12 protein-coding genes are annotated in these 14,366 nt (G+C 64.3%); 3 read left to right on the top strand and 9 right to left on the bottom strand.

All coding sequences use genetic code 11. From position 1 onward, the window contains the following. Positions 1 to 364 precede the first annotated feature (364 nt). The 7 genes from minE to ACIQ3Q_RS21120 all read right to left on the bottom strand — a co-directional run bounded on the left by minE (position 365) and on the right by ACIQ3Q_RS21120 (position 7,359). Positions 365 to 637, bottom strand: coding sequence for a cell division topological specificity factor MinE (gene minE, locus ACIQ3Q_RS21150; RefSeq protein ID WP_396271214.1), 273 nt, complete (start codon positions 635 to 637; stop codon positions 365 to 367). Between the two features lie 5 nt (positions 638 to 642). Further along, on the bottom strand, positions 643 to 1,458 hold the full coding sequence (gene minD, locus ACIQ3Q_RS21145) for a septum site-determining protein MinD (protein ID WP_396271213.1): 816 nt from the start codon (positions 1,456 to 1,458) through the stop codon (positions 643 to 645). A gap of 67 nt (positions 1,459 to 1,525) precedes the next feature. Further along, positions 1,526 to 2,350: a septum site-determining protein MinC gene (gene minC / locus ACIQ3Q_RS21140; protein WP_396271212.1), complete on the bottom strand. Its 825-nt coding sequence runs from the start codon at positions 2,348 to 2,350 to the stop codon at positions 1,526 to 1,528. An 84-nt stretch (positions 2,351 to 2,434) separates the two neighbouring features. Further along, positions 2,435 to 4,342: an EAL domain-containing protein gene (locus ACIQ3Q_RS21135; RefSeq protein ID WP_396271211.1), complete on the bottom strand. Its 1,908-nt coding sequence runs from the start codon at positions 4,340 to 4,342 to the stop codon at positions 2,435 to 2,437. 239 nt (positions 4,343 to 4,581) lie between these two features. Next, positions 4,582 to 5,511 carry a formimidoylglutamase gene (gene hutG, locus ACIQ3Q_RS21130; RefSeq protein WP_396271210.1) on the bottom strand — a complete coding sequence of 310 codons (930 nt, stop codon included), beginning with the start codon at positions 5,509 to 5,511 and terminating at the stop codon, positions 4,582 to 4,584. A 13-nt stretch (positions 5,512 to 5,524) separates the two neighbouring features. Next, a complete protein-coding gene (hutI, locus tag ACIQ3Q_RS21125; protein WP_396271209.1) occupies positions 5,525 to 6,754 on the bottom strand; it encodes an imidazolonepropionase in 1,230 nt (409 codons plus the stop codon). Beyond that, on the bottom strand, positions 6,751 to 7,359 hold the full coding sequence (locus ACIQ3Q_RS21120) for a HutD family protein (RefSeq protein WP_396271208.1): 609 nt from the start codon (positions 7,357 to 7,359) through the stop codon (positions 6,751 to 6,753). The genes hutI and ACIQ3Q_RS21120 overlap by 4 nt, the downstream gene beginning before the upstream one ends. Before the next feature lie 102 nt (positions 7,360 to 7,461). Between ACIQ3Q_RS21120 and hutU the strand changes: the two genes are divergently transcribed. Further along, entirely contained in the window at positions 7,462 to 9,153 is a 1,692-nt protein-coding gene (gene hutU, locus ACIQ3Q_RS21115; RefSeq protein WP_396271207.1) for a urocanate hydratase, read from the top strand. A gap of 43 nt (positions 9,154 to 9,196) precedes the next feature. Here hutU and ACIQ3Q_RS21110 read toward each other — a convergent pair whose 3' ends face one another. Both ACIQ3Q_RS21110 and ACIQ3Q_RS21105 read right to left on the bottom strand, forming a co-directional pair. Continuing rightward, positions 9,197 to 10,174 (bottom strand): Bug family tripartite tricarboxylate transporter substrate binding protein, encoded by a 978-nt coding sequence (locus ACIQ3Q_RS21110; RefSeq protein ID WP_396271206.1) that lies wholly within the window; start codon positions 10,172 to 10,174, stop codon positions 9,197 to 9,199. Positions 10,175 to 10,222: 48 nt separating this feature from the next. After that, positions 10,223 to 11,392 carry a DUF4185 domain-containing protein gene (locus ACIQ3Q_RS21105; protein WP_396271205.1) on the bottom strand — a complete coding sequence of 390 codons (1,170 nt, stop codon included), beginning with the start codon at positions 11,390 to 11,392 and terminating at the stop codon, positions 10,223 to 10,225. Between the two features lie 80 nt (positions 11,393 to 11,472). Between ACIQ3Q_RS21105 and hutH the strand changes: the two genes are divergently transcribed. Together hutH and ACIQ3Q_RS21095 are read left to right on the top strand one after the other, a co-directional pair. Then, a complete protein-coding gene (hutH, locus tag ACIQ3Q_RS21100; RefSeq protein ID WP_396271204.1) occupies positions 11,473 to 13,020 on the top strand; it encodes a histidine ammonia-lyase in 1,548 nt (515 codons plus the stop codon). 483 nt (positions 13,021 to 13,503) lie between these two features. Then, a complete protein-coding gene (locus ACIQ3Q_RS21095) occupies positions 13,504 to 14,019 on the top strand; it encodes a hypothetical protein (protein ID WP_396271203.1) in 516 nt (171 codons plus the stop codon). Positions 14,020 to 14,366: the final 347 nt, after the last annotated feature.

Below are 14,366 nucleotides of genomic sequence, written 5' to 3'. Positions count from 1 at the left end.
ACAACCATCGAATTCCTCAACGCGCCCTCAACCACCAGACCCCCATCGAGGCCCTGAAAAAATGGCACGCCTCACACCCCAAGCTCTTCACAAAACGTGTGAATGATCTCCCGGGGCTTGACAGGTACATGCTGAGTATTGAGGCCCATTCAAGGCCATGAGTATTATTGTGACGTCGCTGGCCGCTTTGATGATGGTGATCGCACCCCTTGCCGTGGTCAAAGAAACGCGGGCTGTCACCGTGACCGCAGCCTTCGGGCTGCGAGAGTGGTCAGCAAGAACAAGGCCCCTGTTGACACCCCGCCAAGGGCGCCCACAAGGGCCTTTGCATGGAGCGGGCAGCCGCCACAAGGCGGCTCGGCTCTCAGCTTGAAGGTCGCGCCAACTCCGGCAGCTCGATCTTCACCTCCAACACTTCAAGGTTGTCCTGGCGTTCCAGTTGAACCTTGATGTCGTCGGCGTTGATCTTGACGTACTTGGAGATCACCGCCACCAGCTCGCGCTGCAAGGCGGGCAGATAGTCGGGCGTGGCCGCGCTGCGGCCGCTGCGCTCGTGCGCCAGGATGATCTGCAGGCGCTCTTTGGCGACCGAAGCCGTCTGCTTCTTTTCGCCCAGCAGGAAGGACAGAAACGACATGGCGCTCACCTCCCACCAAACAGTCGTTTGAAGAAGCCAGGCTTCACCGCTTCGGTAAAGCGCATCGGGCGCTCTTCGCCGCAGAAGCGGGCCACCACGTCTTGATAGGCCTCGGAGACTTCGGTCTCCTTGAGGTGAATGGCGGGCAAGCCTTGGTTGGAGGCGTCCAGCACGCTTTCAGACTCGGGGATCACGCCGATCAGATCGATGCGCAAGATCTCTTGAATGTCCGACAGCGACAGCATCTGGCCGGTATCGACCCGGCTGGGGTTGTAGCGGGTGATCAGCAGGTGCTCTTTGATGGGCGTGCTGCCTTCAATGGCCCGCTTGGTCTTGGACGACAAGATGCCCAAGATGCGGTCCGAGTCGCGCACCGAGGAGACCTCGGGGTTGGTGACCACCAGCGCTTCATCGGCAAAGTGCATGGCCATCAGGGCGCCGGTCTCAATGCCTGCGGGCGAGTCGCAGATGATGTACTCAAAGCCCATGCCCTTGAGGTCGTTCAGCACCTTCTCGACGCCGTCTTGGGTCAGCGCGTCTTTGTCGCGGGTTTGAGAAGCTGCCAAGACAAACAGGTTGTCGCAGGTTTTGTCTTTGATCAGTGCTTGGTTGAGGTTGGCCTCACCGTGAATCACGTTGATCAGGTCATAGACCACACGGCGCTCGCAGCCCATGATGAGGTCTAGGTTGCGCAAGCCCACATCAAAGTCGATCACCGCCGTTTTGTGGCCACGCAGGGCCAAGCCAGAGGCAAAGCTCGCGCTGGTGGTGGTCTTGCCGACCCCGCCTTTGCCAGAGGTCACCACGACAATTTTGCTCATCGGAACACTGTCCTTTCTTTCTTGAAACGCATGGCCCGCTGCGGGGCCTCCCTATCCACCGAGCCGCCTAAAATTTCAGCGGCTCAAACAAAATCTTTTCGCCATCGAGCTTGACCTGCGCGGGCTTGCCCGCCACATCGGCCGGTAAGCCTGCTTCAAAAGTACGCCACACGCCCCCGATGGACACCAGTTGCGGCTCCATGCACGCCGCAAAAATTCGGGCTTCGGTGTTGCCCCGGGCACCGGCCAGCGCACGGCCACGCAAGGGGGCATAAACATGGATATTGCCGTCGGCGATGACCTCAGCGCCAAAACTCACCACGGCCAGCACAATCAAATCGCCACCGCGGGCATAGACCTGCTGGCCAGAGCGCAGCGGCTTGTCAATGATCAAGGTCGTGCTGGCGGGTACTCCCTGCGCTGGCTCAGCGGCAGGTGCTTCGGCTTGAGCTGCACGCTCTTGAGCGTCTGCCGCCTCAAACAAGTCCGGGGGCACCGTGTCGGCAAACTCGGTTTGTACTTGGACCTCACTGGGCGCGGAGGCCTCTGGCCGCGGCGCACCGACCTCGGGCGCTTCCGTCAGGCCGGCCTGCAGCGCAGCGGCCATTTGCTCAGGTGAGCCCGCACGCGCCGACATGGGGTTGAAACCATATCGGCGCAGCAGGGCCACCAAAGCGGCGGCGTCCAGCGGCTCGGCGCTGTCGCGCACCGCCGCCATGTCTACACAAAGGGGTTCGTGCTCAAACAAGCCCGGTGTCGCCCCATAGCGGGCGTCCAGTGCTTCGGCCAAGGCCGCTAAGTCAGTGGTTTTGAGCATCAGCGCCAGCACGGAGAGCGTGGCGCTTTTGAGGTCAAACAGGGCAGTCGCGTGAGCCTTGGAATGCAGGGCCATGAAAGAAGCGCAGGGTCAGAGCAATCAGCCAATCTTGCTGGCGGCTACCTCAAGGCACCGGCCAGAGCGTGGCGAGAGTGTATGTCAACCCCAAGAGCCCGCCGCCGGGCGGAGGTCAGCGACCGCACGATTCATGGGCAAGGGCTGTCCGAAATAGAAACCTTGGCCAAAATCGCAGTGCATCTCTTGCAGGCTGGCCCGCTGTGCAGCGGTTTCTATGCCTTCGGCGGTCACGGTCATGCCTTGTTCTTGGCTGCTGTGGATCAAGGCGTGCACGAGGCTGCGCTCGCGGGCATTGCCGCCCAGCTTGCTCACCAGGCTGCGGTCAACCTTGATTTTGTGGGGGTCCATCTCGATGAGCCGTGCAAAGTTGCAAAAGCCGGTGCCAAAGTCGTCGATGGACAGCCGAACGCCATGCGTCTTGAGGGCCTGCAGCGAGGCCAAGAGCGGCGCGCTGTCGCTGACGGCCATGCTCTCGGTGATCTCCAACTCCAGTTGCTCGGGCGCCATGTCGACCTGCTTCAGCAGCCCCGCGACAAAGGACGCGAACTCTGGCTCCTGCAACTGAGCCGTGGCCACATTCACAGCCATGCTCAAGGTCGGCCCACCGGGCTGGCGCCAACGCACCAGTTCTTCGCAGGCACGGGTCATGACCCACCGCCCGATGTCAAGAATGTCGCCCGTGCGTTCAAGCCGGGTGATGAAGTCGCCCGGCATCATCGGCCCGAGCTGGGGATGATTCAGGCGCAGCAAGGCCTCGAAGCCCAGCACTTGGCCCGAAGCCATGTTCACAAACGGCTGGTAGACCAGATGAAACCCCAGTGCAGACCAATCAGGGCGACCGTCAGGCTGGCGCGCACGGCCGCGACACAAGGCCAGTAGTTCATTCAGCAAAGACTCCACCAAAGGAGTGCCAGGGCTGAGCCGCCGCAAGGTCTCTTCTTGCGCCGCCACGGCTCGGCGCAAAGACAGAACCTCATCGCGCGAACGGGCCAACATCAGTCGTGTGTCTAAGTGGTTCAGGGCCAACTGAGCAGCCTTGATGCGATAGACATCCTGCAACCGTTCTCGCCGCGCCGCGAGCAAACGCGCATGTTCGTCATAGACCAAGGCTTCGTCCATGCGGTGCATCGCGCGGGCGAGGGTGGCGCGCAAGTAGAGGTAGTCGAGGCGCGCTTCATCGTCCAGCGCGTTGAGCGCGTCGATGCGCAGGCACACCGACATGGCCTGCGCCCACTGGCTGTGGTCTACATACAAGCCCGCGATCTGATGCAAGACGGTGGCTTGCCGCAGCGGGAACTCGGTCAAGGTGGCAGCATGCTCGGCCTCTACCGCCAAGGCAGCAGCCAGGTCGCCACAGCCTCGGTGGACCCGCGTCAGCAAACTGGCCAGCCAAGCTTGATGCGCGGGCGAACTGGCCACCGCATGGGCTTGTTGCAGCCAGACCATGGCCTCGCGCGGCCGACCGCGATGCAGTGCGGTGCTGGCCAATGCCCCGAGACACCTGAAGCGTGGCGCGCCACTGGTCAAAGGTAGGAGGTCCTGCAGCGACTGCTGGGCCTCCTGCAGGCGGCCCAGCTTTCTGACCACACAGGCCGTCACATAGCGCAGACTTTGGACATCGCTCTCTGACAGACCTTCGGTGCCCAGGGCCATGGCCCGCTCCAGGCATTGCAAGGCGGTGTCACCGGCATTCAAGTCAAACCAGGTCCAAGCCAGTTGCTGCAAGGCCTGACACAGCAGCGGCGCCTGGCCCGTCGCCTCAGCCACACGCACGGCTTGGTCGGCGGGCACCACGGCATCAAGCGGGCGCCCAAGCTCCAGCAAGCTCAATGCTCTCAGCTGCAACAGCGCACAAGCCTGTGGCCGATGAGCGGGGTCAGCACACAAGGCCAACAGCATCTCCGCGCGCGACAAAGCCTCCTGGGGCTGGCGCAGCCGCAGGCTCTGTGCGGCATCAAGCTGGGTTTGGAGGTCTTGGGTGGAGATCACGATGGGCCACGATGCTGGTGAGGCAAACCCGGCTCGGCCCGCATGCGTGTGTGTGATGCGGTGGCTCTCAGCGATTGACAGGCGCTGCACCTGCTCGGCAATCAGCCTCGGTGTGTGAGCTGAGCTCACCAGGTGGGGTGAGGTTCAGCAGCAACCCTGCGCTCTCGGTGAAGTGCGGTGGGTCAGGGGGTATGCCAAAGTTTTATATCACAGCCCGTTGGCCAGCGCCCCCCCTTGTTTCAGTAGCTGCGGGCCACTTTGGCGATCAAGCGTGCAGCAATGCGCGCCGTTAGGCCATCTCTGTCTAAGCTGGGGTTCAGTTCTGCCACATCGAAGGCAGCTACCTTGCCGCTGGCCAGCACCTGCGCCACCACACTCTCCACAGCCGCCATGGGCAGGCCCAAAGGAGATGGTGCCGACACGCCGGGAGCTTGGGCACCGGGCAACACATCCAGACAAGTGGTCAGATAAACAGCCTCGGAACTCGACAAATCTTGAGCCAGCGCGTGCTGTGCATTGGCCAAGCCTTGAGCATCTTGGAGGCTTTCGTCCAGCCAGTAGCGCACGCCCAGCGCATCGGCCCGGTCAAACAGCGCCCGGGTGTTGGCATAGGCACTGATGCCCAGCACACGGTAGTCGAAAGGCAGGCCCTGTGCCTGACACCATTGCTGGATCTGCAAAAACGGCGTTCCTGAATTGGCCGCACCGGCTTGACGTAGGTCAAAGTGAGCGTCGAGGTTGATGATGAGCCAGCGCTTGACCTCTGGCCGCGCCTGCGCCAAGCCTTGAAAAGTGCCCCAGGCCACCTCGTGGCCGCCGCCCATCACCAAGGGCAGGCTCCCCTGCTGCAGCGTGGCTGCCACCTGCGCCGCCAAGCGGGCTTGCGCCGCTTCCAGATGCCCGTCCGGGCAGCTGACATCTCCAGCATCCCACAGGGCTGGCTCGCCCATCAGCGGCATATTGGCCAAGAACTTGCGGCAGGCCGCCGGGCCTTCGGCAGCACCTGGGCGGCCGCCATTGCGCCGCACGCCCTCGTCCACCGCAAAGCCGATCAAGGCGCAGCCGCCTGCGGCCTGCGGGCCCCAGGCCTGCATTACATGGTGCCAACGGCGGCTGTCGCCCATCTCTTCTAAGTCGCTTCGACCTTGCCAAGTAAATGGGGGAGTCATGGATATGGATTGTTCAAGAGGAAAAGGGGGCAGCCCAGCGTCCGGCCTGGACCACGCCACAGCGAGGCCGTTGTCCGAAAGCATAGGCCAACTCATTCGGGTGGTTCACGCCCCACACCGCCAGGTCAGCCCGACGGCCCGCCAGCAACTGGCCCCGGTCGGCCAGGCCCAAGGCCTGAGCCGCATGTTGGGTCATGCCACGCAGGGCTTCTTCTGGCGTGAGGCGGAACAAGGTGCAGGCCATGTTCAGCATCAACAGCGGCGACAGCGTAGGCGAAGAGCCGGGGTTGTGGTCGGTGGCGATGGCGATGGGCACACCGGCCGCGCGCAAGGCGGCGATGGGCGGCAGCTTGGTTTCGCGCAAGAAGTAATAGGCCCCCGGCAGCAACATGGCCACCGTGCCGGCCTGGGCCATGGCGGAGATGCTGGCCTCGCTGAGGTACTCCAGGTGGTCGCAACTGAGCGCCCCGAAGGAGGCGGCCAGGGCCGCGCCGCCTTGATCGCTCAATTGTTCGGCATGCAGCTTCACCGGCAGGCCCAAGCCGCGCGCCACCTCGAACACACGCTGGGTTTGCGCAGGGCTGAAGGCAATGCGCTCGCAAAAGGCATCGACCGCATCCACCAAGTCCTCGGCATGCAAGGCGGGCAACCACGCGCACACGGCGTCGATGTAGTCATCAGCACGGCCCGCAAACTCGGGCGGCAAGGCGTGGGCCGACAAACCGGTAGTGCGCACCGTCAGGGGCAGCTCCGCCCCCAAGCGGCGGGCCACGCGCAGGCAGCGGGCCTCGTGCTCGGCGCTCAGCCCGTAGCCGGATTTCACCTCCAGCGTGGTCACGCCCTCGGCCATCAACGCCAAGGCGCGGTGGCGGGCGCTCTGCCACAGCGCCTCGTCGCTGGCGGCGCGGGTGGCGGCCACGGTGGAGACGATGCCCCCGCCCGCCCGGGCAATCTCTTCGTAGCTGGCGCCTTGCAGACGCAGCTCAAACTCGCGTGCTCGGTCACCGCCGTACACCAGGTGGGTATGGGCATCGATGAGGCCGGGGGTGACCAGGGCACCGGCCAGGTCATGGCGCTGAGCAATGTCCAGGCCTGCAGGCAGGTCGGCCTCGGCGCCCACCCATTCAATGCGCTCGCCGCGCGTCAAGAGTGCGCCCTGGTCGATCAAGCCCCAGCCCTGCTGCGGGGCCAGGGTCACCAAGCGGGCGTGGTGCCACAGGGTCAGGGGTGCGGGGTTGCTCATGGCATGTCGTCTTTCAGATCAGCCTCCAGCCACCAAGCTCGGGCGGCGGCAGAGGCAGGTTCATCGGGGGCCCACCAAATTTCGACCGGTGCTGGGGCCAACCAGCAGAGCGTCTGGGCTGGCAGGGGCCAGGACAGCACCGCTGAAGAGGCTGTCAAAGGCCGCGCCCAGCAACGGCCGGGCTGGGTGGCGAACAGGCCTGCGGCGCGGCAGCGGGGCGCCCACGCCTGGTGAGCCACTGCGGCCGTCAGGCCACCCGGCAGGCCGCGCAGCATCAGGTTGAGGTCGCGCACCGGGCCGTCGATCAAGCTCGCACTCACGGCTTGCTCGCCTGAAAACGCCCAGGGTGGGCTCGCGGGTGTGAGGGCCAAGGTCTGCTCGTCAACCCCGCAACGCAGTTGTAAGCCAGCGCCTTGCCAAACCGCCAAGTGACGCTGCACGCCTTCGTACACAGAAAACGGCCCGTCCTGAGCCACATCGGCCACGCTGATGCGCAGGCGCCAGTTGGAGGGCCCGGGCCACGCCAGCAACTCACGCGTCTGCCCACCGCCGTTGCGCCAGGGCTGGGCTGGGCAATCGTTCAGGCGGATGAAGTGCGGCGTCATGGTGCGGCAGTCTACTTGTGTAAGCCTGTCTAGACAAGTGGTCTGAATTGCGTGCAGAATCCGCCCCATTCGACCTTTGCCCCACTTCACAAGGCCACCACCATGAGCGCTTCTACCCCCCACGCCGCCCGTCCTGTCCGTGCCAACCGTGGCACCGAGCTGCACTGCCAAAGCTGGCTGACCGAAGCCGCCTACCGCATGCTGCAAAACAACTTGGACCCGGAAGTGGCCGAGAACCCTGACGCGCTGGTGGTTTATGGCGGCATCGGCAAGGCGGCGCGCAACTGGGCCTGTTTTGACCAGATCCTGGCCACCCTGCGCACCTTGAAGGACGACGAGACCCTGCTGATCCAAAGCGGCAAACCGGTGGGCGTGTTCCGCACGCACCCGGACGCCCCGCGCGTGCTGTTGGCCAACTCCAACCTGGTGCCCGCCTGGGCCACCTGGGAGCACTTTCATGAGCTGGACCGCAAGGGCCTGATGATGTATGGACAGATGACCGCAGGCTCTTGGATCTACATCGGCAGCCAAGGTATTGTGCAAGGCACGTATGAGACTTTTGTCGAAGCCGCCAAGCAGCACTTTGGCGGTAACGCCCAGGGCAAGTGGATCTTGACGGCCGGCTTGGGCGGCATGGGTGGCGCGCAACCGCTGGCCGCCAGCTTTGCGGGCTACAGCTCGCTGAACATCGAATGCCAGCAGTCGCGCATCGACTTCCGCCTGCGCAGCCGCTACCTGGACGAGCAAGCCACCGACCTGGACGACGCGCTGGCTCGCATGCAGCGTTATGCCGCCGAGGGCAAGGCCGTCTCGGTGGGTTTGCTGGGCAATGCCGCTGAAATCTTGCCCGAGCTGGTGCGCCGCGCCAAAGCCGGCGGTATCAAACCCGATTTGGTGACAGACCAAACCAGCGCCCACGACCTGATCCACGGCTACCTGCCTGCGGGCTGGACGGTGGGCCAGTGGCAAGCCGCCCAAGCCGATGCCAGCCAACACGCCGCCCTAAAGGCCGCCGCCGCCCAGGGCTGCGCGGTGCATGTGCAGGCCATGCTGGACTTCCAAGCCATGGGCATCCCCACCGTGGACTACGGCAACAACATCCGCCAAGTCGCCCTCGACCAAGGCGTGAAGAACGCCTTTGATTTCCCCGGCTTTGTGCCGGCCTACATCCGCCCGCTGTTCTGCCGAGGCAAGGGCCCCTTCCGCTGGGTGGCGCTGTCAGGCGACCCAGAAGACATCCGCAAGACCGACGCCAAGATGAAGGAGCTGTTCCCCGAGGACAAGCACCTGCACCGCTGGCTGGACATGGCGGGCGAGCGCATTGCCTTCCAGGGCCTGCCGGCCCGCATCTGCTGGATTGGCCTGGGCGAGCGCCACCGCGCAGGCCTGGCCTTTAACGAGATGGTGAAAAACGGCGAGCTGAAGGCGCCCGTCGTGATTGGCCGCGACCACTTGGACAGCGGCTCCGTGGCCAGCCCCAACCGCGAAACCGAAAGCATGATGGACGGCTCCGACGCGGTCAGCGACTGGCCGCTGCTGAACGCCTTGCTCAACACCGCAGGCGGCGCTACCTGGGTCAGCCTGCACCACGGCGGTGGCGTGGGCATGGGCTACAGCCAGCACAGTGGCGTGGTGATTGTGTGCGACGGCACCGACGCCGCCGCCAAGCGCCTTGAGCGCGTGCTCTGGAACGACCCCGGCACCGGCGTGATGCGCCATGCCGATGCAGGCTATGACATCGCCCAGGCCTGTGCCCGCGAGCAGGGCTTGAACTTGCCCATGTTGGGCCGCTGAGCGCCTGAGCCCTGCCCTAGTTCAGGACGACCGCATGCCGCGATCAATCCAGCTTGGTGCCCGAGTCCTTCACGGCCTTGGCCCAGCGCGGCATGTCGGCCTTCAAGAACTGGCTGAAGCTGGCCGCGTCCAAATAGGCCGGGTCAGCACCTTGCTGCACCATCTTCTGGCGGATCTCCGGGCTTTCCAGCACCGCCTTGAAAGCGGCCGAGAGCTTGTCCACCACCGGCTTGGGCGTGGCGGCCGGGGCCAGCACGCCGTAGAAGCCCACCACGTCAAAGTTCTTCAGGCCGGCTTCATGCAGGCTGGGCACATCGGGCAGCGCTTGGTTGCGCTCCTTGCTGGTGACGGCCAAGGCCCGCAGCTTGCCCGCCTTGACATAGGTGGCGGCTTGCGGAATGGACTCGGCCATGACCTGCACCTGGCCGGCCATCAGGTCGGTGAAGGCGGGCGCGCTGCCCCGGTAAGGGATGTGGACGATGAAGGTGCCGGTGGCCGACTTGATCATCTCGGGCACCAAGTGGCTGATGCCGCCGTTACCGGCCGAGCCGTAGTTGAGCTGACCCGGCTTTTGCTTGGCCAGGGCCACCAGCTCGCCAAAGGTTTTGGCCGGCACTTGCAGGTTGACCAGCAGCACCAGCGGCTGCTGCGCCGTGCGGGCAATGGGCGCAAAGTCGCGCAGGGTTTGGTAGGGCAGCTTGGTGTAGACCGCAGGGTTGATGACCATGGTGCCGGTGTTGGCCATCAAGAGCGTGTGGCCGTCGGCCTCGCTCTTGGCCACGAAGTCCGCGCCCACCGAACCACCGGCCCCGGCCTTGTAGTCGATGATGACCGTCTGGCCCAGCTTTTCGCCCAGCTTGTCAGCCAGCAAGCGCGCATGGCCGTCGAGCGGGCCACCGGCCGGAAAGCCAATGATGATCCTCACCGGCTTGGTGGGAAAGGCTTGGGCCTGGGCCAAGCTGGGCACGCAGGCGGCGGCCACAGCAGCCAGGGTCAGGGCACGACGATTGAGTTTCAACATAAACACATCCAGATCATGGGTGGACAAACACGGCAACACCACGCCAGGTCAGCGCAGCGGCACCTTCAAGAAACGGGGCCGGTAAATCTCGACCCCGCCCGCGCGGAAGTTCTCCGCAAAGTCAAAGGTGTTGACGTGGTAGCTGACCAGCAGTTCGGTGGGCGTCGACAAATGCGGGTGCGCCTTGGCGCCATACACAAAGGTGTTGGGCGTCAGCGTGGCCTCGGGGCAGTCCCACAAGATCACGTCCTTGCCCCAAGGGCCGACCGGGCTGTCGCCATATCGCACGGCCACTTGCTTGCCCAAGGTGTCGGTCATGTGGGTGAGCATGAAGCGCCCATCGGGCAAGGGGTGCACGCTGAATTCAGAGCTGACACCGCTGGTCACAGCGGCCGCGCTGCGGATGTCGGCATTCCAGGCTTTGCCGTCCCAGAATCGGTAGGCCGCAAAGTTGCCGATCTTGTCGGGCTTGACCCGCGCCACCAGCAGGCGCTTCACGTACTCGGCACTGCGCGTGCCAAACACATAGAGGTAGCCGTCAGCACGCGGCGCCCCAGCGGCGGCGGTGTGCAGCATCACGGCCTGGCCGAACGAGGACTCCCCCGCGCCGCCCACCTCCGCAGGCACGAACAGCGGCGCGTCCACCTGTTTGTAGGCGCCACTAAAAGGGGCTGTCTCCAGCGCCGAGGCCGACAGCAGGCTGATGCCGGCGGTGGCAAAGGCGAAGGGCGGTGTGTCGGCGGGCTTCATGCGCAGCGCGTAGGTGTAGACCTGCGGGCCCACCACCACGCCATCCACGGGCCAGAACCACTGGGTCGTGTCTGGCGGCTTGACCATACTCTGCCAGCCCTTGCCCTTGGGCCGAACCTGAAAGCTCAGGCTGGCGGCATCCGGCATGGCGCCGTTGATGACGGCCGTGGTGTTGTTCACCATGCTGGTGGCCGTGCGGCTGCCATCAGGCCGCACCTTGCCCACAAAGGTGTCGCTGAACCAGATCAGCGTGCGCTGGCTGGCCCCACTGCCTGGGCGCTCATCGCCCGACAGCGGGATGCTGTAGACGCCATCAGCGCCTGTCCAGCCGCTGCTGCGCTTGAACAGCGCCGTCCAGTCGGCAGCGGGCTTCGCCGTGAAAGGGTCCACTTGGCTCTGCGCCCACGCCGGGCCGTGCGTCAGGGCGGCCAGCAGGCTCAGACCGAGCACACGATTCAACAACTTCATCGTCTCTCTCCAGAGGTCTGTGGCAAGCTGCGCAGCACGCGCGCTGGCCACTCATTCTTCATTTCAACGCGGCTTTCATCATGACACAGCACCTCATCACCCCTGGCCACCTTAACTTCGAACTGCTACAGGCCATCCACGCCCACGGCGTGCCCGTGACCCTGGCGCCTGAGGCGCGCACCAACATCCGGGCCAGTGCCGCTGTGGTGCAAGCCGCCGCTGCAGGCGACGCACCGGTTTATGGCGTCAACACCGGCTTTGGCAAGCTGGCCAATCAGCGCATCAGCGCGGCCGACCTGGCCACTTTGCAGCTCAACCTGATCCGCTCGCACTCGGTGGGTGTGGGCGAGCCCTGCAACCCCGGCGTGGTGCGTCTGATGCTGGTGATGAAGGCCGCCAGCTTGGCGCGCGGCTACTCTGGCGTGCGCGAGGTGGTGATCGACACGCTGCTGGCGGTCTACAACGCCGGGCTCATTCCTTGGGTGCCTGAGAAGGGCTCGGTCGGCGCCTCGGGCGACTTGGCTCCGTTGTCCCATATGACTTTGGCCCTGCTGGGTGAGGGCGACTTCTTGGTGGACGGCCAGCGCCGCCCAGCGGCCGAGGTGCTTCGCCAACACGGCATCGCCCCCTTGGCGTTGGAAGCCAAAGAAGGCCTGGCGCTGATCAACGGCACGCAAACGTCGACCGCCTTGGCCCTGCACGCCTTCTTGAGCTTTGAGCCCGTGCTCGAAGCCGCGCTGGTGATTGGCGCCCTGACGGTGGACGCTGCCCGGGGCAGCGACGGCCCCTTTGACCCCCGCATCCACGCCCTGCGCGGACAGCCCGGCCAGATCGACGTGGCCCAGTACTACCGCGCCCTGCTCAAAGGCAGCGCCATCCGCGCCAGTCACACCGAAGGCGACGACCGCGTGCAAGACCCCTATTGCCTGCGTTGCCAGCCGCAGGTGGTGGGCGCCTGTCTAGACCAGTTGCGCCATGCGTCTTTGGTGCTGCTGCGCGAAGCCAATGCCGTCACCGACAACCCGCTGGTGTTCTTTGAAGATGGGGCCATGATTTCGGGGGGAAATTTCCACGCCGAGCCCGTGGCCTTGGCGGCTGATGCGATGGCCACCGCCATTGCCGAGGTGGGCGCGATTGCCGAGCGCCGCATCGCGATGCTGATCGACAGCAGCGTCTCGCGCCTGCCGCCCTTCTTGACCGAGAACGCCGGCCTGAACAGCGGCTTCATGATTGCCCACGTCACCGCCGCCGCCCTGGCCAGCGAGAACAAGTCCCTGGCTCACCCCGCCAGCGTGGACAGCCTGCCCACCAGCGCCAACCAAGAAGACCATGTCTCCATGGCCACCTTCGCCGCCCGCCGCCTGCAGCCCATGATCGCCAACGTGGCGCACATCTTGGGCGTGGAGCTGCTGGCCTCGGCCCAAGCCATCGAGTTCCTGCGCCCGCTCAACAGCTCCCCCGCCCTGGAGCAAGCCCACGCCTTGCTGCGCCAGCACTGCGCCCCCATGATGACCGACCGCTATCTGGCGCCGGACATGGAGACCGCTGCCACGCTGGTGCGCAGTGGGGCGCTGAGCGGCTTGTTCCGCGCGCTGCCGGGGCTGCCGCCGCTGTGGGTGCCGGTTTGATTCGGTAGGCTTCTTTTCGGAGTTGGCGTGTGCGCTGCCACAGGCCGTGCCCCGGGGCTCATGCATCGGCGGTTGGCTAAAGCCAACTGCCCTCGGTGCTCGGTCAAGGGCGTGCGCCGTCAAACTCCCTCCGCTCACCTTCGGCTCGCTATGGTCAAACAGTGACTGCGGATTTGTTCTTGAAGCGCGCGAGTACGCGCGCCACGCCCTTTCCCTGCGCGCCTCGGCGCCGAAGAAATCGCCCCGGGCCACGGCCTCTGGCAGCGCAGGTCCAGCGTCGTTTGCGTATGGATGCGGCGGCGAACAACGAAGCGCAGGGTGGTCATGGAACCCGTCCTCGGCAACGATCAGCTCGTACAAACGAGTCTTGCACAATTATGCTCGGCGTTGCCCTTAGACGATTTGTAAGAGACTGCGGGCTCAGCCACCTCTCGAACGCAACACAAGAGCAATGAGCCTTACAACTGAAATGGCAACACGGCGATGCGAACAGTCTTCAATGGCACCATCTTCTCTCACTACGGCCAAGCGTACATCCATTTGCAAGACACCTGCGATTGGGCGGATGGGGCCTTCAAAGGTCAACGAAACGGCCTTCTGGGCACGGCCGTGCCGACAACACTCAGCTTGACTTTCGGCCTTCATACCGGCGATGTCGCTTTAAGTGTGCGCATCGCCAATTCACGGCCTGAGGTCGAGGAAATGTGGGAAGAAGTCGTTGAGGCTCCGTTCACAATGCCCGAGTCCGAAATCCTTGGTCTTGCTGACTGGAACGGGTGTATCTGGGAACCAATACCCTTAGAGCCTGGCACGTACCGGGCGAGATTCACAGCCCTTGCATTCGGACAGGGTGAAGAAGCCGAAGAATTGAACACAAGCTTGATTGAACGCTACGAAGTGACCTTTTGGCGCGCTCCACTTGAGGGCGACGAAGTCATAAAGGTGACCCGCCCAGCCGCTCTGTACTGGCACAACGTCGCTCAAGGGCTGGCCAGATGACGCCACGACATAGAACGGACACGTCTTAGCCCAACAGGGCCGCTCTCCAACAAATCACCCCATTACTCGACGAGCTGCCTGCCATTGGCGGATTGCGAGAACCCAAGACGGGAACCTTCTACCGCGGCTCATCGGCTTTCATGCACTTCCATGAAGATCCAGAAGGTCTGTTCGCCGACGTCAAGCTTGACGGAAGGGAGTTCACTCGCTTCAGTCTTTCCTGACCCTGTCCCCGAATCAGTACCGCTCAGAAGTAGAACTTTCCGGCTCCTTTGACATCGGCAGTGGGGCCTGCTGGCCGCATTGCCGGGCGAATTCGGCGGGTGTAGCCCAGTCTAGCGCGGAGT

Source organism: Ideonella sp. (assembly GCF_044358605.1).
Taxonomy (GTDB): Bacteria; Pseudomonadota; Gammaproteobacteria; order Burkholderiales; family Burkholderiaceae_C; genus Ideonella.
The sequence above is the reverse complement of the archived record's forward strand: the minus strand, read 5'-3'. Positions and strand labels throughout refer to the sequence as shown.